Below are 20,923 nucleotides of genomic sequence, written 5' to 3' on the forward strand. Positions count from 1 at the left end.
TTTAACCCCATCCACGATGTCACCCCGGCCTTGAGCCGGGGCCCATCTTGAGATCGATCTACACCTGCTCTTGCGGCGTTCGGCCAGATCTTGGGATGGATTCCGGCTCAAGGCCGGGATGACACCGTGTGTGGGGAGATGGCGGTGCGTGAACCGGGCCAAGCTAAACCGCCCCCGTGAACACATCGCCATCGAGGAACTGCCGCACTTGCTGGCCCGGGAGGAAGTGGCCCATGCGGCGGATTTCCCATTGAAGTTCGATGCCGGAATGGGCGCGGACGCGGTTGCGCACGGTTTCGCCCAGGGTTTCGATGTCGTGAGCTGTGGCGTTGTCGATGTTGAGGAGGAAATTGGCGTGCAGTTCGCTCATCTGCGCGCCCCCGACGACCAAGCCGCGGCAACCGGCGGCGTCGATCAGCTTCCAGCTGGAATGGCCTTCGGGATTCTTGAAGGTGGAGCCGCCCGTCTTGGCCTTGGTTGGCTGGGAGGCTTCACGCTTTTCGGTGATTTCGCGCATTCGCTCGAGAATATCGGCGGGATCACCGGGAAAGCCCTGGTAAACGGCGGAGGTAAAAACGGCGCCACGCGGGCCGTTGCTCTTGCGGTAGAGATAGCCCATGTCGGCATTGGTGAGGGTGATGATCTCGCCCCGGCGCGTCACGGCGCGCAATTCCACCATGCGGTCGCGCGTTTCTGTGCCGTAGCAGCCCGCATTCATATAGAGGGCGCCGCCAATGCCGCCGGGAATGCCGCGATAGAAGGTGAGGCCATCAATGCCCGCTTCAGCTGCGGCGTTGGCGACCTTCACGTCCGGCAAGGATGTGCCGACGCGGATCTTGTGATGAGGGAGGATTTCTATCTGCCCGAAGGCCCTGCCCCCGAGCCTGATGACCACGCCATCTATGCCGCCGTCGCGGATAAGAAGGTTCGAGCCCAGCCCGATCACGGTGACGCGGATATCGGCCGGCAAGTGCCGCAGAAAGAAGGCGAGGTCTTCTTCATCGGCGGGCGTAAAGAACAGCTGCGCCGGACCGCCGACGCGAAACCAGGTCACTTCACTCAAGGGCTGATTGGGGATCAGCCGGCCTCGGACCTCACCGATCCAGGGCTGGAACTGTGGGACAAGGTCCGGATAGCTCATTGCGGATCGGCCCCAAGCAGGGCCCCGAGTTCTGCCGGAAGAGCCGCGGCCCATTGCGTAATATTGCCAGCGCCGAGGCACACGACATAGTCGCCATCGGCAGCGCGGCTTGCCAGCAAGGGCGCCAGCGCTTCCGCGCGGTCGATTACGCGCGCGTCACGATGGCCGCGGGCACGGATGCGGTTGACCAGTTCTTCGTGGGTGACGCCCGCGATGGGCTGCTCGCCAGCGGCGTAGACCGGGGCGATGATGACCGTGTCGGCGTCGTTGAAGCAGGCGGAGAAATCGTCAAACAGATCATGCAGGCGCGAATAGCGGTGTGGCTGCACCACGGCGATCACGTCGCGCTTGGTGGACTGGCGAGCGGCGCGCAGCACGGCGGCGATTTCCACGGGATGGTGGCCATAATCGTCGATCACGGTAATGCCGCCGACCACACCGGTCTTGGTGAAGCGGCGCTTGACGCCCGTAAAGCCCTTAAGCCCCTTGCGGATTGCCTCTGCGGGAACATGGAGCTGGTCGGCGACAGCGATGGCGGCGGTTGCATTGAGGGCGTTATGAATGCCGGGCATGGGCAGCTCGAGCCCATCAATCCGTAACTGGGTCAGGCGAATACGGTCGCGGATTTCGACGGAGAAATGTTGCACGCCGTCGTGGTTTTCCAGATCGATCAAACGCACATCGGCCTGGGGATTGCGGCCATAGGTAATGACGCGGCGGTCCTTGATCTCGCCTACGAGCGCCTGCACTTCAGGGTGGTCGAGGCACATCACTGCAAAGCCATAGAAGGGCACGTTTTCGACGAACTGGAGGAACGCCTTCTTGACCCCATCGAAATCGCCGTAATGGTCGAGATGCTCAGGATCGATATTGGTAACGATTGCAACGTCCGCAGGGAGTTTCACGAAAGTGCCGTCGCTTTCGTCGGCCTCGACCACCATCCATTCGCCGCCACCAAGGCGCGCATTGGTACCATAGGCGTTGATGATGCCGCCATTGATGACGGTGGGATCGAGATTGCCGGCGTCTAGCAGGGTTGCAACCAGTGTTGTGGTTGTGGTCTTGCCATGCGTGCCGCCAATGGCAATGGCCGTCTTGAAGCGCATGATTTCGGCCAGCATCTCGGCACGGCGCACGATGGGCAGCGCCTTGGCACGAGCGGCCAGGAGTTCGGGATTGTCCTTCTTGATGGCGGAGGACACGACGACCACTTCGGCAGCACCCAGATTGTCGGCGCTCTGCCCGATCTCGACCTTGATGCCCATGTCGAGGAGCCGCTGCACATTGGGGTTGAGCGAAGCGTCCGAACCCTGGACGGTATAGCCCTGGTTGTGGAGGATCTCGGCAATGCCGCTCATGCCGATGCCGCCAATCCCGATGAAGTGGACTGGCCCGATATTGCGCGGCATTTTCATGAGTGTTTTTCCATTCTGGATGCGTCCGTGCCGGACAGCTTTTCGGCAAGGTCTGCCAGCTTTTCCACGGCGTGGGGCTGACCGAGGGTGCGGGCAGCGGCTGCCGCTTTTGTCAGGGTGGCCGGATCAGTTAACAGGGTCGTGAGGCGAGTGCCTAGCGATTGCGGCGACAGCGTGGCCTGCTCGGCAACCCAACCCGCGCCCGCTGCTTCCATGATCAGCGCATTGTTATTCTGATCGGCATCAAGCGCGCCTGGCAAGGGCACCAGAATGGCGGGGCGGCCAAGCACGGTCAGCTCGGCAATGGTGGAGGCGCCAGAACGGCCGATCACGAGGTGGCTTTGGGCTATGCGCTCGGGCAGATCGGTGAAGAAGGCGCCAAGTTCGGCATTGATCTGGGCGTCGCGGTACACGGCCGCTACCCGCTCGACATCTTCGGCGCGGCATTGCTGGACGAGCTTGATGCGCTGGCGCAGCTCTGGTGGGAGCGTGGCGATGGCGGATGGCACGATATCGGACAGAGCCTTGGCGCCCTGACTGCCGCCAAAAATGACGAGCCGGATTTCCCCGCCCTGTTCCAGCGGCGGATATGGGGTTTGCGCAACGGTGCGGACACGGTCGCGCACGGGATTGCCGGTGACGACTTTCTCACCGGCGAATTTGTCGGCGTATTTCGTGGTGGCAAAGCTCAGCGCCTGGACGTTGGCGAAGCGCCCAAGCGCACGATTGGCGCGGCCCATGACGGCGTTCTGTTCATGCAGGATGCCGGGAATGCCGAGGAAGTGCGCGGCAAGGAAAGGGGGGAAGGTCGGATAGCCACCAAAGCCGATCACGCATTGCGGCTTGGACGCGCGTAGCTTGCCCGCAGCCACCGCAAGGCCACGCAGGATCTTGACCCCTGCCCCGGCCATCAGGAGCGGGTTCTTGCCCGAGGGGGTGGCAGAAGGGACTATGTGGATGGCGCTGGCGGGGAAATCGGCGCCATAGCTTTCGACGCGATGGTCGGTCATCAGCTCGACCACATGGCCGCGCCGGCCCAGTTCCTGCGCGAGAGCCATGGCCGGGAAGAGATGTCCTCCCGTGCCGCCTGCCATCAACATGAACTTGCTCATTCGGCGGGGACCAGTGGCGCCACGGCGCTCTTGTAGCTTGGAATTCCGGTTGCCATGCGTTCCTCAGGCTTGGTGCGGGTGAAGGCGAGCATCAGCCCCATGCCAAAAGCGATGGCGATCATGGACGTTCCACCATAGGACACAAAAGGCAGCGTCATGCCCTTGGGCGGGATGAGGTTGAGGTTCACCGCCAGATTGATGCCAGACTGCATAGCGAACTGGATCGCCAAAGTCGACGCCGCCAGACGCGAGAAGAGGCTCGACTGGCGCTGGGCACCCATCATGGCGCGCAGCACGATAAAGGCGATCAGCGCCACCAGCACCATGCAAAAGAGAATGCCGTATTCGCCCGCCGCGGCCGAGAATACATAGTCGGCGAGGGCGTCGGGGATGAGTTTTTTGGCGATGGATTCACCGGGGCCGCGGCCGAACCAGCCCCCTTCCAGCAGGGACTGGAGCGCGCGGTCGATCTGGTACGTATTGCCGCCGCCTTCGGGGTTGAGGAAGGTATCTATGCGGCGCGACACGTGGGGGAAGAGGAGGTAGGCGCCAAAGATCAGCGCGCCGGCGGCTCCGGCTAGGCCAAAGATGATGAACCAGGAAATGCCGCTGATAAACAGCAGCACTGCCCAGGTGGCCGAAACCAGCGCGGTCTGGCCGATGTCAGGCTGCAGCAGGAGGCCACCGACAATGGCCATCATGATCAAGGTCGCAAGGATGCGGCCCGGCACGTTGCGGTGGATCATGGATTCCGAAAAGAGCCACGCCCCCAGCACGGCGAAGGCCGGCTTGACGAATTCGGAAGGCTGGATGGATTGCCCGGCGAGTGAAATCCAGCGCCGGGCGCCTTTCACTTCCGTGCCGAACCGGAGGGTCGCCCAAAGGAGCGCCAGGCTCACCACGAGGGTAACAAGGGCAGCGATGCGTGCCTGGCGATGATTGAGGAAGGACGCGGCGATCATCACCGGCAATGCAGCGACGCAAAACAGCGCGTGGCGAATAACGAAGAACCACGGCGACAGGCCAATGCGCTCCGCCACAGGTGGGCTTGCAGCAAAGCTCAGCACCATGCCGCAAGTCATCAGCAGAATAAGGGCGCCAAGCAATTCCCGATCAATGGACCACCACCACTCGGCGAGCGGTGTCTTTTCAGCACGGGAAAACATCATGGGAATGGCCAGGGGTAATCGGTACAAACTCGGTGCAATTGTAGCAGGCCGATGGTTACCGAAGTCCGAACTCGAAGTGCAATTTGCGAGTCGAGGGACATGCTGCTCGTCACCCTTGGCTTGACCCAGGGGGACTATAGTTTTGCAGCAAAAAGAAAGTGCAGAGCCCTCGGGTCGAGCCCGAGGGTGACGACTATGGTGGATTGCGACCCTGCCGCTAGCGAAGCTTGAGGCTCGAAAGTCCTACCAGAGCCAGAACGAAGCTGATGATCCAGAAGCGGATCACGACCTGGGACTCGGTCCAGCCCAGATGCTCGAAATGGTGGTGAATGGGCGCCATGCGGAAGACGCGCTTGCCGGTGAGGCGGAAGGACGTGACCTGGACGATCACCGAGACGGTTTCCAGCACAAACAGGCCCCCGATAATGGCGAGGACGATCTCGTGCTTGGTGGCAACGGCAATCGAGCCGAGCGCGCCGCCCAGGGCAAGCGAGCCGGTGTCGCCCATGAAGATCTGGGCCGGTGGCGCGTTGAACCAGAGGAAACCCAGGCCCGCGCCGATCAGGGCGCCGCAGACCACGGAGAGTTCGGCCGTGCCGGGAACGTGGTTGAGCAGGAGGTAATCGGAGAAATTCTGGCTGCCCACGAGATAGGCGATAAGGGCAAAACAGGCGGCGGCAACCATCACGGGAACAATGGCAAGGCCATCAAGGCCATCGGTAAGGTTCACCGAATTGCCGGCGGCCACAACGACGAAACCGCCAAAAAGGATATAGAAATAGCCAAGGTTGAGCGCGAGATCCTTGACGAAGGGAAACAGGAGCGATGTCCCGTAAGCCCCTGAGGCGAGTTGGGAAATGGCAAAGGCGGCGATGGAGCCGATCAGCGCTTCGAGCAGAAGGCGCTGGCGCGAGCCGAAGCCCTTGTGGCTCATGCGCTTGACCTTAAGATAGTCGTCGTAAAAGCCGATGGCGCCGAAACCGACGGTGACAAACAACACCACCCAAACATAGCCATTACTGAGATTGGCCCAGATCAGGGTGGAAATCACCGCGCCCGAAAGGATCATCAGCCCGCCCATGGTGGGCGTGCCCTTCTTGGTCAGCAAATGGCCGGCGGGTCCGTCCTCGCGGATCGGCTGGCCCTTGCCCTGCTTCAGGCGCAGCAGCGCGATCATGCCGGGGCCGAACATGAACACAAAGAACAGTGCCGTTATGACGGCTCCGGCCGTGCGGAAGGTGATGTAGCGGAAGACGTTGAAGGCCGCGAACGCTTCACCGAGCTGGCCGAGAAAATAGAGCATGTGGGGAAGCGTCCTTGTTGGCTTGGAGTCAGTTGTTCGTGAACTTTTGCCGAATTTGTTCCACGATGGTCGTCAGCCCCACGCCGTTGGACCCTTTGATCATAACTGCATCGCCATAGGCAAGATCGTTCAACACGATCTCCGCCATCTCCGCCGCTGTTTGTGTATGGGCGGCAACAGGACCGGGACCAAGCGCTTCGGCAAGCGCCGCCATCTCCTGCCCCACAAGATAAACGCGTTCGGCTCCCGAGGCGACAACGGCCGGCTTGAGGCCGGCATGAAGGGCCGGACTCTGCGGCCCAAGCTCCCGCATGTCGCCCAGAATGATGATCTTGCGCCCATTGGGAGCGGCCTGCGCGGCAAAAACGTCAAGTGCCGCGTTCATGGAGGCAGTGTTGGCGTTGTAGCTTTCATCGATCAGGAAAAGCGGGTTGCCCTGAGGCCCGAGTATGCTGCGCTGACCGCGACCGGCCTGGGCACCAAAGCTTGCCAAAGCCCGCAGGGCGACAGCAGGCTCGACGCCGGCCAGGAAAGAAACCGCAAGGGCGGCCGTTGCATTGGCAACCATGTGGCGCCCGGGAACGGACAGCGCCAGTTCGTGGCGGACGCCCCGGTGCTCGACCATGGCAATGCTGCGGTCTGCTTCGGTTTGCATCTCGATGATCTGCCAGTCGGCACCACGGGCCTCGCCATATGTGACGATGCTGCGGACGCCTGCGGCATTGGCTTCGTCGAGCAGGACGGGGAGTTGCGGATGATCGGCGTTCAGCACGGCGGTACCGCCTGGCTCGAGGCCGGCAAAGATTTCCGCCTTTGCGCGGGCAATGGCATCGAGGGAGCCGAGGTTTTCCAGATGCGCTGGGGCAATGGTGGTGATCACCGCAATATGGGGCCGTACCAGGCGGCTCAACGGACGAATCTCGTCGGCATGGTTCATGCCCATTTCGAAGACGCCGAACTGCGCCTCGCGGGGCAGGCGCGACAGCATGAGCGGCACGCCCCAGTGATTGTTGAAGCTCTTGATGGAGGCGTGGGTGGCACCTGCCGCCTCGAACACGACACGGATGGCTTCCTTGGTGGTGGTCTTGCCTACGCTTCCAGTGACGCCGACGATCGTGGCGCGGCTGCGTTCACGCGCAGCACGGGCGATGTTGCGGAGGCCTTCAAGGGCGTCGCCGACAACGATCCGGCGCGGGCCCTCGCCCCGGCTCACCAAGGCCGCAACGGCGCCATTGGCCAGGGCGGCGTCAACGAAGTCATGCCCATCGAAACGGTCGCCCCGTATGGCTACGAACAGGGCGTCGGGGCCAAGATCGCGGGAATCGATGGAGATGGAGTTGATGGGGGTGGCTGGATCGAGGTCGGTGACGCGTCCACCGGTGGCGGTACATATGTCCTCGATCGTGTAGAGCGGCTTAGTCATGAGTGGACAAATACCTCAGTGTTCTATGCCACCCCTAGCCCCCTCCTGCCTGACACTGCAAGGAGAATGGAGACGATGCTCACTATCGATCGTCACCCTCGGGCTCGACCCGAGGGCACTGCACTTATGCAGCGGCCAGCAAGTGTAGAACCATCGGGGCGAGCCTGAGGGTGACGATCGCCTATGAGGGAGGAAGCAGCCTACCCCTTGATCGCCTCCGCCACAGCTTCATGATCGGAGAAATGGTGTTTGGTGGTTCCCACGATCTGGTAGTTCTCGTGGCCCTTGCCTGCAACCAGTAAAACGTCTCCGGGCTGCAAGCTTGTAACCGCTTCGGTGATGGCCGACTTGCGATCGGCGATTTCCTTGGCGTTGGGAGCAGCAGCGAGGATTTCGCTGCGAATGGTCTTGGCGTCTTCCGTGCGAGGGTTATCGTCGGTAACGATAACAATGTCGGCCAGCTTGTTGGCGATGGCACCCATTTGCGGGCGCTTGCCCTTGTCGCGATCGCCGCCGCAGCCGAAAACCACGACGAGCTTGCGCTTGGCATAAGGGCGCAGCGCTTCAAGAGCGGTCTTAAGGGCGTCGGGTGTGTGCGAATAGTCGACGAACACCGCCGCGCCATTGTGTTCGGCTACCAATTCAAGACGCCCCTTGGCCCCCTTGAGCTCGGAAAGGGCGGGAAAGGCCTGCGCCTTTTCCACGCCCGTCGACATGGCGAGCGCGGCAGCAATCAGGGCATTGCTGACCTGGAACTCGCCAGTGAGCGGCAGGTGGAAACTGAGCTTTTCCCCGATATGGCGCACTTCAACGCGCTGGCCATAGCCCTCGGGCTTGATGGACAGGATTTCGATGTAAGCGCCCTCGCGGCCCACGGTCAAAAGCGTGGCGCTGGCGCTGAGCGCGGCGAACATGAAGGGTTCGTGCTCGGGATCATCCACATTAACCACTGCCGGGCCACTATCCACCAGCAAATCGGTGAAGAGGCGCAGCTTGGCGTTGCGGTACTCGTCCATGTCCTTGTGGTAGTCGAGATGGTCGCGGCTGAGATTGGTGAAGGCGACCGCTTCGAAGTGCATGCCATCAAGCCGGCGCTGGTCGAGGCCATGGCTAGAAGCCTCGATCGCCACATGGTCTATCCCCTGGGCCTTGAGGGAGCGCATGGATTGATGCAGCGTGCGGGAATCGGGCGTGGTGAGGCTCCCCTCGATCAGCCGGCGGGCGGTCTGCACGCCCAAGGTGCCAACGCTCGCGCCAGGAATGCCGGCATAGTCCCAGATCTGGCGCACAAATGAAGCGACGGAGGTTTTCCCGTTGGTGCCAGTGACGGCGACGGTGATTTCAGGCTGCGGCTCGAAAATGCGGGAGGCAGCACGCGCATAGGCAGCGCGCACATCCTTGACCACTATCACCGGCACGCCGGGATCGCCGGGCGGCGCTATATCGGTGATAATGGCGAGCGCGCCGCGGCGAACGGCGTCGGGCACGAACTGGTTGCCGTGCACATTATTCCCCGGCAGGGCAAAGAAAATGTCCCCCGGCTCGATCCGGCGGCTGTCGGAATTCAGCCCGAAAACCGCACCGAGGCCCTTCTTGGGCCGGGCGCCGGAGCCTTCGAGCAATTGTGTGACGCTTAGGGACAAAGCAGGCGATCCTTCTGGATATCAGCGAAGTTCAGGTGGGACGAGTTGTTCGTCAATCAAGGGCGAGAAATCGGGCGCAATTCCGAGCATGGGGGCAACGCGCTGCACGATGCGGCCCGTGAGGGCGCCGGCATTCCAGCCGGCCGTGGTGCCAGACTGCGGATTTTCGGCCTTGGGCTCGTCGACCATGATGATCATGGCATAGCGTGGATTGTCGAGCGGGAAGGCCGAGCCGAAGAAATTGGTGACCTTGCTTGAGGAATAGCGCCCATCGACCACTTTTTCAGCAGTGCCGGTCTTGCCGCCGACACGATAGCCAAGGGCCGCCTTGTTCATCTGAGAGCCCGAGCCCTCAAGGGCGTTGAGGCGCATGAGGTAGCGCATCTGGGCGCTTGCATCCTCGGTGATGACGCGGCGGTAAAGCTGTTCGGCTTCCGCCTTGTCGCGCTTGTAGAGCGTGGGAGGAACGTAATTGCCCCCGTTGACGAAGGCCGCATAGGCGGTGAGCATGTGGAGCGGCGAAACGGATAAACCGTGGCCGAACGAGGCGGTTGCGGCGCCCACTTCCGACAATTGCTTGGGGACAGTGGGCAGGCGCATTTCGGGGAGTTCAAATTGTACACGTGCGTCAAAGCCCATCGTGGTCAGGAAGGCGCGGAAGTTTTCCTTGCCCATGGCCTGCATGATGCGGATGGTGCCGATATTGGACGAGTACTTATAAACTTCCGGCAGGCTCAAGATGCGGTGCTTGCCGTGAAAGTCGTCGATGGTGAAGCGACCAAAGCGGATGCCGAAGCGGGCATCCAATTGTTCGTTGATGGACACGGCACCACTGCTGAGCGCGCCGGCCAGGGTCACGGTCTTGAAGATGGAGCCGGGCTCAAAAATGCCAGCGGTGATACGGTTGAAACTGTCCTTGACCAGGGCGGTTGCCGGCTCGTTGGGGTTGAAGTCCGGGACCGATGCCAGCGCAATGACTTCGCCGGTGTGGATGTCCATCATCACGCCAGCGGCCGCGATGGCCTGGTAGCGCGTCATGGCGTCCATCAATTGCTCGTGCATGACGTGTTGCACGCGCATGTCGACGGAGAGCTCGACAGGCTTGAGCGCATTGCCGCGGGCAAGGCCCAGCTCCTGGAGCAGCGCAACATCCTCGCCATCCATGTGCCGCTCGATGCCGGCAATGCCCTGGTTGTCGATATTGGTGGAGCCGAGGATGTGGGACGCTTCGCTCATGCCGGGGTAGAAGCGCTTGGATTCGGTCAGGAATTCAATGCCGGGAATACCCAGGCGCATGATGCGGTCCTGGATGGCGGGCGAGAGTTCGCGCTGCACCCAGACAAAGCCCTTGTCGCCGGTGAGGCGTTTGCGCAGCCAGTCTTCGCTAAGATCAGGCAAGACGGTCCTGATCTTGCGGACCGCCTCTTCCACATCGATGATGCGCCGCGGCTCGGCATAAAGCGAGGGCACGCGAATATCGACGGCCATCTCAAGGCCATTGCGGTCCAGGATGGGGGGGCGAGTCGCCGTGATCACATCGCGCGCCTGTCCCTCGATCGTGCTGTCGGGCACCACCATGCCAAGCTGCACGAGGCGCCCGCCAACAAGGCCAAAGCCCAGCACCAGCGCCAGGATCATCCAGCGAATGCGCGCCTGGGTGAGGTTGCCGCGCACCTTGCGCGCGCCATCGAGCGAAATGGTCGAGCCCAGCTCGTCAGCAGTCATAGCCATTATTCAATGCCCTCCAGTTCCAGGATGGCGTCGATCGGGTCGATGCCGGCTTCCAGCGAAAGGAACAGGGAATCCATGGCGGCGCTGTTTGGCTTGGCCGGGCGCATGGGAATGGCGGTGAAAGAGCCGAACTGCTCTTGCTTCACCGGCTCGATCAGCAGGGCATATTGATGCCGCTTGATGATAGGCTCGATATGGCCGGGCTGGCTCAGCACGGCTTCGTCTGCCTTGAGAATGGATAGATCCCCTTCCTGGGAATCGATCAGCGCGATCAGGGCAGTCCGCTCGCTTGCCGTATTCTCGATGGAGAATTTGAGCGCATACACGCCCGAGAGCATCAGGACGCTGGAAAAGATCAGCAGGATGTTGAGATTGCGGATCATTATGCGCCTCTTATCTGCGGCACGCCGAGGCCATCGAACCGCGTCGGGCGCGCCGGGGCATCGGAGCGTGTGGCTGCCCTGAGAATGGCGGAACGGGCGCGTGGATTGCGGCTGAGTTCGGCTTCGCCGGGCTTCCGGGCCTTTGCGACCTCAGCCCAGCGCCGCGCCTCGGTTTCCACCTGCGGCAAGTGGCGCGACTGTGCCGGGCCACCCTTGTCGGGGTCAAAGAAACGCTTGACGATGCGGTCTTCCAACGAGTGGAAGGTGACCACAGCCAGCCGGCCGCCCTCATCAAGAAGGCGCTCGGCCGCGAACAAGGCTTCCACCAATTGGTCGAACTCCCCGTTGACGGCAATGCGCAAGGCTTGAAAGGAACGGGTTGCCGGATGGGCGTCGCCCGGCTTGCGGCCAATGGCCTTTTCAATGATGCGCGCCAGCTCGGTCGTGGTATCAATAGGAGCGGCTTCGCGGGCCTGGACGATGAACTGCGCGATGCGACGCGATTTGCGCTCTTCGCCAAAGGCATAAAGCAGATTTGCCAAAGCTTCGGGCTCAAGATTGTTGACGAGGTCAGCCGCGCTCTCCCCCTGCCCGCTCATGCGCATGTCGAGCGGTCCTTCGCGCATAAAGGAGAAGCCGCGCTCGGCTTGGTCGAGCTGCATGGAGGACACACCAATGTCGAGCACGACCCCGTCGATGGGCCCATGCTCCGCGGCGAGGCTGTCGAGCTCGGAAAACGTGCCGGGGACAAAGGTGAAGCTATCGGAAAAGTCCGCGCGGAGCGCATCGGCAAAAGGCTGCACGCTTGGGTCGCGATCAATGGCGACCACAGCGGCGCCCGCTTCCAGCAAGGCACGCGAATAGCCACCAGCGCCAAACGTACCATCCACGATGCGCTTGCCCGCGAGCGGAGAAAGCGACGCCAACACCTCGTCCATAAGGACCGGCACGTGCGGACCACCAAGGGGGCTGCTTTCGGGCACGGAACGCTTGCCCATTGCTGCGACTACTCCATCCCCGGCCAAGAATACCGGTTCGTAAACTCTGTCGCACTTTGCACAAGGACGCTTAAGAATCTGTTTCCCATAAGCGGTTTGTGGGGGATGTTCACAGAAGGGCGGCGAGAGCCAAGGTCGCACGCGCTGTCACGAACATCGCGTGCAAAAGGAAAACGCCAGTTGACCTATAAGCCGGGTTCTGTAGGGCCCGCGCCTTGCGGCGTGGACGTGGTGACCATTCATCTGCGACGCCTGTTGCCAGACGCCTTGTGCAACCAACCCGGATGATCTGGCCTCAAAACTGGCTGGAACCGAAGTTCCGCGTCATCCCTATTTGGTCTTGCTCCCGGTGGGGTTTACCGTGCCGTCCCTGTTGCCAGGTCCGCGGTGCGCTCTTACCGCACCCTTTCACCCTTGCCTCGGCATGCCGAGGCGGTTTGCTTTCTGTGGCACTTTCCCTGAGGTCGCCCCCGCCGGCCGTTAGCCGGCACCGTGTTTCGAAGGAGCCCGGACTTTCCTCCAGCAGCAGGTTACCCCACTGCCAGCGGCCACCCGGTCAACTGGCTGGGGTGGTGTAGAGAGAACCGGCCTGCCCCGTCAAGCGCTGGCGGGCAGAAGCGGGGTTTGCCGGGGCCTCGTCAGGGCCTGATAAGCGAGATTGATCGCCTTCATGCGGGCTGTCGCCACATCGATCAAATCCTCGGGCACGCCGCGTGCGATTAGCCGGTCCGGATGGTGCTCGGCCGCAAGGACGCGGTAAACCCGGCGGATCTCGTCTGGTGGTGCATCGGGCGAGAGGCCCAGAACGGCATAGGGATCGATCCCTGCTTCGAGCTGGACATGCTGGCTCGCCAATTGCTCGAAACGAGCTTCATCAAAGCCGAAAATGTTGCTGACGGAGCGGAGGTATTCCAGCTCGCCCTCATGCACCATGCCGTCTGCCGTGGCGATATAGAAGAGCGAATCGAGAACATGCTCCAGCGTTTCCGGGCTGTCGGCAAAAAAGCGACGCACCTTGCGGGCATAGGCGTCAAAACCGGCGACGTCCTGCTTGGCGAGGTTGAACACCCGCGCCACCTGTTCTTCATGGCCATGGGCGATCTCGACGGTCGCGCGAAATGCACGTTCCTCGGAAGCGGTCACCAATCCGTCCGCGACCGCCATTTTGGCGGCAAGGGCAATCAAGGCCAGTGTGAAGGCAGCATCGCGCCCTCCGGGCAGCCAATTATCCGGGTCAAGCGCATTGGCGAGCGAGCCGGCGAGACCGGTCCGCTGGCTGAATGAGCCGACACGTTCTGACAATTTCTGCCACATGTCGGACTTCTCTTGAGGGCCGGGTTGCAAGGAAATGCCTTCGCCTTTCATCGAGACGAGTGATTTGCCAAAAAGAGGACGCTAGCGGGTCCATGCGCGGAGGTACAGATGCTCCAGCGCATGGGGGCCTTGTTGGTTTACTGCCCGTAAAAGAACAGCTCGGGTCCAACCAGACGGTCGCGGCGCGGAAAACGCGGCTCACGCTCAACAAAGAACTCTTCGTCTTCAGCAAAAACGGGTGCCTCGGCTTGGCGCGGGGCCTCACGGCGAGCTAGGAAGTCGGCCAATGGTCCGGTTTCCCAGTCCTCCAGATCCTCGGCCGTGATCTCCCTGGACGGAACGCGCTCAACCGTAGGCGGCACGAAGACAGGCTCGTTCACCACAAAAGCCGGCTGATTGACAACGGGGTTGGCAGCAGCAACGGCAACCGGCTTGGGTCGCATGGAGAGCGGCATGGGCACGGGCGCAGTTTTGGCAGGAATGGAAGCAGTCTGCACGGGATCCGCTGGGGGAGCGGCTGGAGCGGGCTGCGGTCCGATCGGAGCTGGTGCGGCGGGCGCAGCAGCGTTCTGCGGCGGAGACACTGGGGCAGGCTGTTCCGGCTTGGGCGCGGAAACTGGTGCGGGCTGGACGGCTGCCGTCTGGGCAGGCTTGGGCGCGGCAGCAGGCGCCGGCTTGGGTGCAGCCGCTTGCGCAGGAGCACCGGTAATATAGCTCGGCAAGGGCTTGCCAGACTGCACAAACTTGTCGACCACATCCTCGCTCGCCGCCGGCTCGGCGGGCGCAGCTGCCGCAGGCGCCTTGGGCTCGACGGCTGCAACCTCGACAGGCTTGGCGGCCGGACGCTGGTTTTGTGGCGCGGGCACGGGCGCAACGGTCTGGGGCTCGATCACAGCGACTTGCGCTGCCGGCGGAGCGGTGCGGTCACCCAGAAGCTGGGCGGACAGCAAGTCAGCCGCGGGCACGCCAACAACAAGAAAGGCACCGGCCCAAGCCAGGCCATTGGTCAAGCGGCGATTCATCTGCATGGTCTAACGTCCCGAATTATTCCGCCCCCGGGCGGCGACAAAGCCGGTTTTCATGGCCTTTTTATGAAGCGGCTCCAGCCTGCCCTTGTATGGAGGGCAAGCTGAACAGAACCTGAACGCCGTCTTCTATCTGTTTAGCGCAGCTGGCACCATGGCATCAGATCATGGTGAACAGATAGTTAACACTCTAATGTGCAGCGGGCCGCCGGCCAAGGATACGCGCCAGCGCCAGTGCCAGCGGGGAGCGGTTGTGCGTATAGATGTGAAATTCGGTGACGCCTTCATCGAGCAATTCGGTCACCTGTTCGGCTGCAACGGCCGAGGCTACTAGGGCGTGGGTTTCGGGCTCATCGTCGAGCCCGCCGAAGCGCTCAGCCAGCCAGGCGGGAATAGAGGTGCCGCAGCGCGCCGCAAAGCTCGCAATCTGCCGGAAGCTGTGGATGGGCTGAATGCCGGGCACGATCGGTGCCGTGATCCCCGCCGCCCGAGCACGCTCGAGATAGCGCAGATAATCTGCATTGCTGAAAAACATCTGGGTGATGGCCCGGTTGGCGCCAGCATCGATCTTGCGCTTGAGATTGTCGATCTCGGTGGCCCAATCGGGGCTCTGCGGATGCTTTTCGGGATAGGCCGCAACGGAGATATCGAAGTCGCCGATCTGCCGAATGCCACGAACCAGGTCGGCAGCATTTTGATACCCTTGCGGGTGCGGCACAAAAGGCTGGCCAACGCCCTCCGGCGGGTCACCGCGCAAGGCCACGATGCCGTTGACGCCCGCAGCCTGGTAGCCGCGCACCACATCATCCACTTCCTCGCGCGTGGCACCGACGCAGGTGAGGTGCGCTGCGGCGTTAACGCCGGTCTCTGCCTTGATCGAGCGCACCATGCGCAAGGTGCGCTCGCGCGTCGAGCCGCCCGCGCCGTAGGTCACGGACACAAAACGCGGCTTGAGCGGCGCCAGCTTGTGGACGCTATCCCAGAATTTCTCCTCCATCGCATCTGTCTTGGGCGGGAAGAATTCAAAGGAAATCTGCAGGTCCGGGCGCTGGGCAGCGGTCTGGCGGCTGGCGCGAAGATTGTCGTCAAGCATTGCTGTTCCGTTCAACTTGGTCGCTGAGGCGCCAAAGGCAGACCGTCAGGCCATTTTCATTGTCCTGGCTGGGGAATTCGCGCGTTTGGGCAATTTCCAGGCCCGCCGCAGCAGCCCAACCGCTCATTTGTGCCTGCGACAAACCAAGCCGGCGATGGGCATGTTCGGTGCGCAGGAATTCAAGATTGTGCGGTGCGAAATCGACGATGATCATCTCTCCGCCGCGTTTGAGCAGGCGCCGGGCCTGCCCCAGCATTCGGCCGGGATCATCGAAATAATGCAGCACCTGATGGATCACGATCACGTCGGCGGGCCCCACCACCACATCGGGATCGCCAATATCGCCAAGGCGCACCTGGGCATGGCCGATGCCGCTGGTGGCCAGGCGTGACCGGGCCACGGCCAGCATTTCCCGGCTGGAATCAAGCCCGATGCCACGCTTGTAGCTGCCCGAAAGCAACTCCAGCATGCGGCCAGTACCGGTGCCCAAATCAATCAGCGTATCGACCCTGCGCCCGCCCAAGGCCTCAACAACTGCAGCTTCCACCGCTTCTTCGGGAACATGGAGCGTCTTGAGCAGATCCCAACTGCCCGCCACCTTGGCGAAATATTGCGTCGCCTGTTCCTGCTGGTGCGCGCGAACCGCCTGCTGGCGTTCCACATCGCGGCGCCGGTCGGGATGGTCGCCGTCGATCCGACCGATCAGCCACTGCGCCAGAGCGGCGCCATCGCCATCTTCAGCCAGGCCATAATAGGCCCACGCCCCTTCAGCATTGCGCTGGATTAGCCCGGCATCGGCGAGAAGCTTGAGATGACGCGAGACGCGCGGCTGGCTTTGCTTGAGAATCTCGGTCAGATCCTTGACCGAATGATCGCCATCGGCCAGCAAGGCCAGGAGCCGCAAACGCGTCCCCTCCCCCGCGGCTTTCAGCACGCCAACCAATTCTCCGAGATCCGCCACCAGCGCCCCACATGTGATATAAAGATATCTTTATATGTGATATGCAGGGCTCGTCTAGGGGGAAGTTTGTTGTTTCTCAAAGATGAAAGGATCGCCCCCGCTTTTTTCCAAGTGTAGGCGATCCGGTTTGGCCTAGGTCCTTCACGACAAATAAAGTGCCCCCCGGATCTGGTCCGAGGGCCACGCAATGGTTGGGAAGTTGATGGTCTACAGCCCTGCGTGTGCTAGGCGCTCATCTGTTCCCTGTGCTCGCTCGCGGCGCGCTTGCGGAAGGAATGGGCGCGCCAGAGTTGGAAGATGCTGGTCGCTTCGTCCTCATCCAACGCGCTGAAGCGGGAAAGGACCATGGATTTGTCGGCTTCGGTGGGAAGGTCCCGCCAGGGCAAGGTCGCAAATAGCGCTTCGAACATATCAGAGCTGAGACCTGCGGCGCGCAGAGCGACGGTGATGGCCACATAGTCCTGGCTGGCCAGCCATTTTACGAACACTTCGGGGCCGACGCGCAGGATCACCGCGAGCGCGGCTGCCGCGTGGTGGCCATAGCCAAAGCGGGCAAAACGGGCGAGAGCGCGCTCATCGAGCTGCTTGCGATCGCTCAGGGCCTTTACTTGGTTATAGGCCACTTTCCATTCGGTCGCGGAGAAGCCGGCGCGGTTGCGCATGCGGTTGTAGACGACGGCATTGATCTTGCCGGCTGCTACGGGATCCATTTGGCTCGCGGGCCCAAGGTTTTCGAGAACCTTGGTGGAAACGTTGTCGATCTCACTGCGCAGGGACTTCCAATCCAGATCGCTCCTACCCCGCAGATCGGCGGCAATCTCGGCGTCCTCGGTCGCACGGCGCACCAGCTTCTGTAGCGTGGCCTTGTCGAACTCGGCATTGGAATTGCGCACGAGGCGTTTCACGGATGAAGTGTCGCCATGCTCCACAATGGCTTCGCCCACGCGCTCTGGCACATTGTTGCGCCCGGCAATGGCGATGCGATGTTCTTCGCTCTGGTGACCGATAATGTCGATTAGATCATCATCACTCAACACATTGGAAAATTGCAGCAGTGGCTCGGCCACTTCGATATTGTCGTTGGCGAGCTTCACGACAACCGTGCCCGGTGCCCGCTCCAGCGGTGCTAGGAGCTTGGCGACATGAGCCCGCGCCTCCACTTCCACAAGCTCAGCGAGCTGGCACAGAACCTCATCATATTGGGCAACCTGCTCGTCATCGCACCGGTCCGAGACATAGCTGAACAGCTGCGCCATATTGCGGAACAGATGCTCGCGCTCGGAATGGTTGTCGTCGCCATTCAATACGCGAAAGCTCGAAAACGCCCGCTCGCCTTGATCAAGTTCTCTGTTCATTTGCCCTGCGACCCCGGTCCTGCCCGTGGAAAGATGGGCACAATCTGGACCGAACTCGCTCGTACGTAGTCAAACGTGGGCGGGCGATTTGATTTAAATTTTATGAGATTTGCCGAGGGGCGGTAGTAGCCCTCATCCTGAGCCTGTCGAAGGACAAGGGTGTGGCACCATTGCTGCACCAAACCTCATGGTTCGACAGGCTCACCATGAGGTCTCCTTGGCGACAAGGCCAGGAGGTGAAACCATGGGTTTAACACATATAGATCGTCACCCTCGGGCTCTTCACTTCACATTGCTGAGGCAAGTACAGAACCCTCGGGTTTATGCCCGAGGGTGACGCGCGGTGGTGAAGCCGCGCTTTGCCTTATTCCGCCGCGACGGCGCTTTCGCTGTCGGAGATCGTGTCCGTGGCCTTTGCGATCAGCGCCGCGCGCGCGGCACGAATGCCTTGGGCATAGGCGGGATCGATCCGCTCGAAATGCACCAGTTGCCGCTCAATGATCTCGTCGGGAACGCCATCCATGGCGGCGGCAAGATTGTCGTAGAGCCGGCCCTTTTGCGCGTCGTCGAACAGATTCCACAGGGCGCGGGGCTGGCTGTAGTCGTCATTGCCATCGCGGTGATTATACCGATCCGCATCTCCAACGATCCGCAGCGGCGGCTCTTTTACCGATGGATCCTCAACCGGGCCACCAAACGAGTTCGGCTCGTAATAGGCATTGGGGTTGGGATTGTTGGGGAAGAAGCGCATGGCTCCGTCCTTGTGGTAGTGATGCACCGGCACCTTGGGCTGGTTCACCGGCAGGGCGTTGTAGTGCGTGCCCAGGCGATAGCGCTGCGCATCGGCATAGGAGAACACGCGCGCCTGCAGCATCTTGTCGGGCGAATAGCCGATGCCCGGCACCTTGTTGGAGGGCGAGAAGGCCGCCTGCTCGATCTCGGCGAAGTAGTTGTCCGCGTTGCGGTTGAGCTCGACCACGCCGACATCGATCGGCGGATATTCGGCATGTGGCCACACCTTGGTGAGGTCGAACGGGTTGTAAGCGGTCTTGTCGGCATCGAGTTCTGGCATGATCTGGACCTGCATGGTCCAGCGCGGGAACTCGCCCCGGTCGATCGTGCCGAACAGATGGGCCTGATAGCTCTCGCGATCCTGCCCGATGACCTTCTCGGCCTCCGCATTGGTGTAGAACTTGTGCCCCTGCTGGGTCTTGAAGTGGAACTTCACCCAGAAGCGTTCCCCGTCCTTGTTCCAGAAGGAATAGGTGTGCGAGCCATAGCCGTTCATGAACATGGGCGCGACCGGCAGGCCACGGTCCGAGAAGAGCGTCGTGATCTGATGCAGCGATTCCGGGCTCTGGCTCCAGAAATCCCACATGGCAGTCTTGGAGCGCATATTGGTGCGCGGATTGCGCTTTTGCGTGTGGATGAAGTCCGGGAACTTCAGCGGATCACGCACAAAGAACACAGGCGTGTTGTTGCCCACTAGGTCCCAATTGCCTTCGTCCGTATAGAACTTGACGGCGAAGCCGCGCACGTCGCGTTCGGCATCGGCTGCGCCCATCTCGCCGGCAACGGTGGAAAAGCGGATCAGGAGGTCCGTCTTCTTGCCCACTTCCCCGAAAATCTTGGCGATGGTGTACTTGGACAAATCGTTGGTGATGGTCAGCGTACCATAGGCGCCCCAGCCTTTGGCATGCACGACGCGCTCGGGAATGCGCTCGCGATTCTGATGCGCCAGCTTTTCCATAAGCTGGTAGTCCTGCATCAGCAGCGGACCGCGCGGGCCGGCGGATTCCGAGTTCTGGTTGTCGGGCACCGGTGCGCCGGCGCTGGTGGTCATAATGGGTCTATCGCCCATGTTGTTTTCTCCCCTGAATGGTGTCCACGCCCCTTCTGGCCGCCGCAGACCAATTAGGCAAATTGATTGATCTTCTTGATGTGATAAGCTGGGCCTATTATGACGTTCACCCTCAAGCAGATGCGCTATATCGTGGCCGTCGCAGACACAGGACACTTTGGCCGCGCGGCAGCCTTGTGCAACATCAGCCAGCCGGCGCTAAGCCAGCAAGTCCAGATGGCTGAGGATATTTGCGGCACGCCCTTGTTCGATCGGCTCAGGGGCGGCACGCGGCTGACCCCGTTTGGTCAGGAGTTTGTTGCTCGGGCACGCCAGGTGCTGCAGGAGGCAGATGGCTTGTGGACCTTTGCGCGCGGCAATGGCGGTCAGCCCGACCGCCCCTTGCGCTTTGGCCTCATACCCACTGTAGCGCCGTATCTGCTGCCCGAGATATTTCCTCGCCTAACTGCCGAACTGCCGGCCGTCGGCTTCACCGTGAGCGAAAACCGCACCGAAGCCATGATCGAGGCTTTGGTGGATGGCAGCCTCGATGTGGCGCTGATCGGCACGGAAGCGCCCGGCGGCAGCCCGCGCATCGTGAGCCGCCCCCTTTTCCAGGACCCCTTCGTTTTAGCAACAAAGGCCGGCGAAGCGCCGCCCGGGCCGATCACACTCAACGCCCTCGAGCCAGAGCGAATCCTGCTTCTGGATGAAGGCCATTGCTTTCGCGACCAGACAATAGCCGCTTGCCGGCTCCAAAGCGCATCCTCGATACGCACCTTTGCGGCGACTTCCTTGTCCACCATCGTGGAATTCGTTGCCAATGGTCAGGGCGTGACGCTCCTGCCGCAGATTGCCCTGCGCAAGGAAGCCAATGATCCGCGCATTGCCATTCACAGGCTGGAGTCTCCAGGCGCCGGGCGCCTGCTGTCTCTCGTTTGGCGCGAAGGAGCGCCCTTTGCCGCTATATTCGAAAGGATGGTCGAGCTGATCCGGAGGGCTGAGCCAGCCTTATAG

At 61.7% G+C, this 20,923-nt stretch carries 17 protein-coding genes and 1 other RNA gene; 1 reads left to right on the top strand and 17 read right to left on the bottom strand.

All coding sequences use genetic code 11. The features are described from left to right. Positions 1-163: 163 nt before the first annotated feature. The 17 genes from murB to DDE77_RS06240 all read right to left on the bottom strand — a co-directional run bounded on the left by murB (position 164) and on the right by DDE77_RS06240 (position 19,927). Positions 164-1,141 (bottom strand): UDP-N-acetylmuramate dehydrogenase, encoded by a 978-nt coding sequence (gene murB, locus DDE77_RS06160; protein WP_108396554.1) that lies wholly within the window; start codon positions 1,139-1,141, stop codon positions 164-166. Further along, the gene (gene murC / locus DDE77_RS06165; RefSeq protein WP_108396555.1) at positions 1,138-2,556 is read right to left on the bottom strand and encodes a UDP-N-acetylmuramate--L-alanine ligase; all 1,419 of its coding nucleotides are present in this window, start codon (positions 2,554-2,556) and stop codon (positions 1,138-1,140) included. The genes murB and murC overlap by 4 nt, the downstream gene beginning before the upstream one ends. Further along, a complete protein-coding gene (gene murG / locus DDE77_RS06170) occupies positions 2,553-3,668 on the bottom strand; it encodes an undecaprenyldiphospho-muramoylpentapeptide beta-N-acetylglucosaminyltransferase (protein WP_108396556.1) in 1,116 nt (371 codons plus the stop codon). Before murG ends, murC begins: the two co-directional genes overlap by 4 nt. Continuing rightward, a complete protein-coding gene (locus DDE77_RS06175; RefSeq protein WP_108396625.1) occupies positions 3,665-4,834 on the bottom strand; it encodes an FtsW/RodA/SpoVE family cell cycle protein in 1,170 nt (389 codons plus the stop codon). The genes murG and DDE77_RS06175 overlap by 4 nt, the downstream gene beginning before the upstream one ends. A 220-nt stretch (positions 4,835-5,054) precedes the next feature. Then, on the bottom strand, positions 5,055-6,140 hold the full coding sequence (gene mraY, locus DDE77_RS06180) for a phospho-N-acetylmuramoyl-pentapeptide-transferase (protein ID WP_108396557.1): 1,086 nt from the start codon (positions 6,138-6,140) through the stop codon (positions 5,055-5,057). Positions 6,141-6,168: 28 nt separating this feature from the next. Next, the gene (locus tag DDE77_RS06185) at positions 6,169-7,563 is read right to left on the bottom strand and encodes a UDP-N-acetylmuramoyl-tripeptide--D-alanyl-D-alanine ligase (RefSeq protein WP_108396558.1); all 1,395 of its coding nucleotides are present in this window, start codon (positions 7,561-7,563) and stop codon (positions 6,169-6,171) included. Between the two features lie 200 nt (positions 7,564-7,763). Next, a complete protein-coding gene (locus DDE77_RS06190) occupies positions 7,764-9,206 on the bottom strand; it encodes a UDP-N-acetylmuramoyl-L-alanyl-D-glutamate--2,6-diaminopimelate ligase (RefSeq protein ID WP_245895107.1) in 1,443 nt (480 codons plus the stop codon). A 21-nt stretch (positions 9,207-9,227) separates the two neighbouring features. After that, the gene (locus tag DDE77_RS06195; protein WP_245895108.1) at positions 9,228-10,937 is read right to left on the bottom strand and encodes a peptidoglycan D,D-transpeptidase FtsI family protein; all 1,710 of its coding nucleotides are present in this window, start codon (positions 10,935-10,937) and stop codon (positions 9,228-9,230) included. Next, entirely contained in the window at positions 10,937-11,320 is a 384-nt protein-coding gene (ftsL, locus tag DDE77_RS06200; RefSeq protein ID WP_108396560.1) for a cell division protein FtsL, read from the bottom strand. The genes DDE77_RS06195 and ftsL overlap by 1 nt, the downstream gene beginning before the upstream one ends. Next, positions 11,320-12,318: a 16S rRNA (cytosine(1402)-N(4))-methyltransferase RsmH gene (rsmH, locus tag DDE77_RS06205; RefSeq protein WP_108396561.1), complete on the bottom strand. Its 999-nt coding sequence runs from the start codon at positions 12,316-12,318 to the stop codon at positions 11,320-11,322. Before rsmH ends, ftsL begins: the two co-directional genes overlap by 1 nt. Before the next feature lie 172 nt (positions 12,319-12,490). Next, positions 12,491-12,882: RNase P RNA component class A (rnpB, locus tag DDE77_RS06210), an RNA gene on the bottom strand. Between the two features lie 33 nt (positions 12,883-12,915). Next, complete coding sequence (locus tag DDE77_RS06215; RefSeq protein WP_108396627.1) at positions 12,916-13,632, bottom strand: molecular chaperone DjiA; 717 nt, start codon at positions 13,630-13,632, stop codon at positions 12,916-12,918. Between the two features lie 137 nt (positions 13,633-13,769). Then, positions 13,770-14,660 (bottom strand): hypothetical protein, encoded by an 891-nt coding sequence (locus tag DDE77_RS06220; RefSeq protein WP_108396562.1) that lies wholly within the window; start codon positions 14,658-14,660, stop codon positions 13,770-13,772. Between the two features lie 187 nt (positions 14,661-14,847). Beyond that, entirely contained in the window at positions 14,848-15,750 is a 903-nt protein-coding gene (gene metF, locus DDE77_RS06225; RefSeq protein WP_108396563.1) for a methylenetetrahydrofolate reductase [NAD(P)H], read from the bottom strand. Beyond that, positions 15,743-16,711, bottom strand: coding sequence for an ArsR/SmtB family transcription factor (locus DDE77_RS06230; protein WP_108396564.1), 969 nt, complete (start codon positions 16,709-16,711; stop codon positions 15,743-15,745). Before DDE77_RS06230 ends, metF begins: the two co-directional genes overlap by 8 nt. Before the next feature lie 224 nt (positions 16,712-16,935). Then, positions 16,936-18,066 (bottom strand): DUF2336 domain-containing protein, encoded by a 1,131-nt coding sequence (locus tag DDE77_RS06235; protein WP_108396565.1) that lies wholly within the window; start codon positions 18,064-18,066, stop codon positions 16,936-16,938. 364 nt (positions 18,067-18,430) lie between these two features. Beyond that, the gene (locus DDE77_RS06240) at positions 18,431-19,927 is read right to left on the bottom strand and encodes a catalase (protein WP_108396566.1); all 1,497 of its coding nucleotides are present in this window, start codon (positions 19,925-19,927) and stop codon (positions 18,431-18,433) included. A gap of 99 nt (positions 19,928-20,026) precedes the next feature. On the opposite strand from DDE77_RS06240, the gene DDE77_RS06245 reads away from it, so the two are divergent. Then, positions 20,027-20,923: a hydrogen peroxide-inducible genes activator gene (locus DDE77_RS06245; protein ID WP_108396567.1), complete on the top strand. Its 897-nt coding sequence runs from the start codon at positions 20,027-20,029 to the stop codon at positions 20,921-20,923.

Source organism: Devosia submarina, from assembly GCF_003056345.1.
Lineage (GTDB): Bacteria > Pseudomonadota > Alphaproteobacteria > Rhizobiales > Devosiaceae > Devosia > Devosia submarina.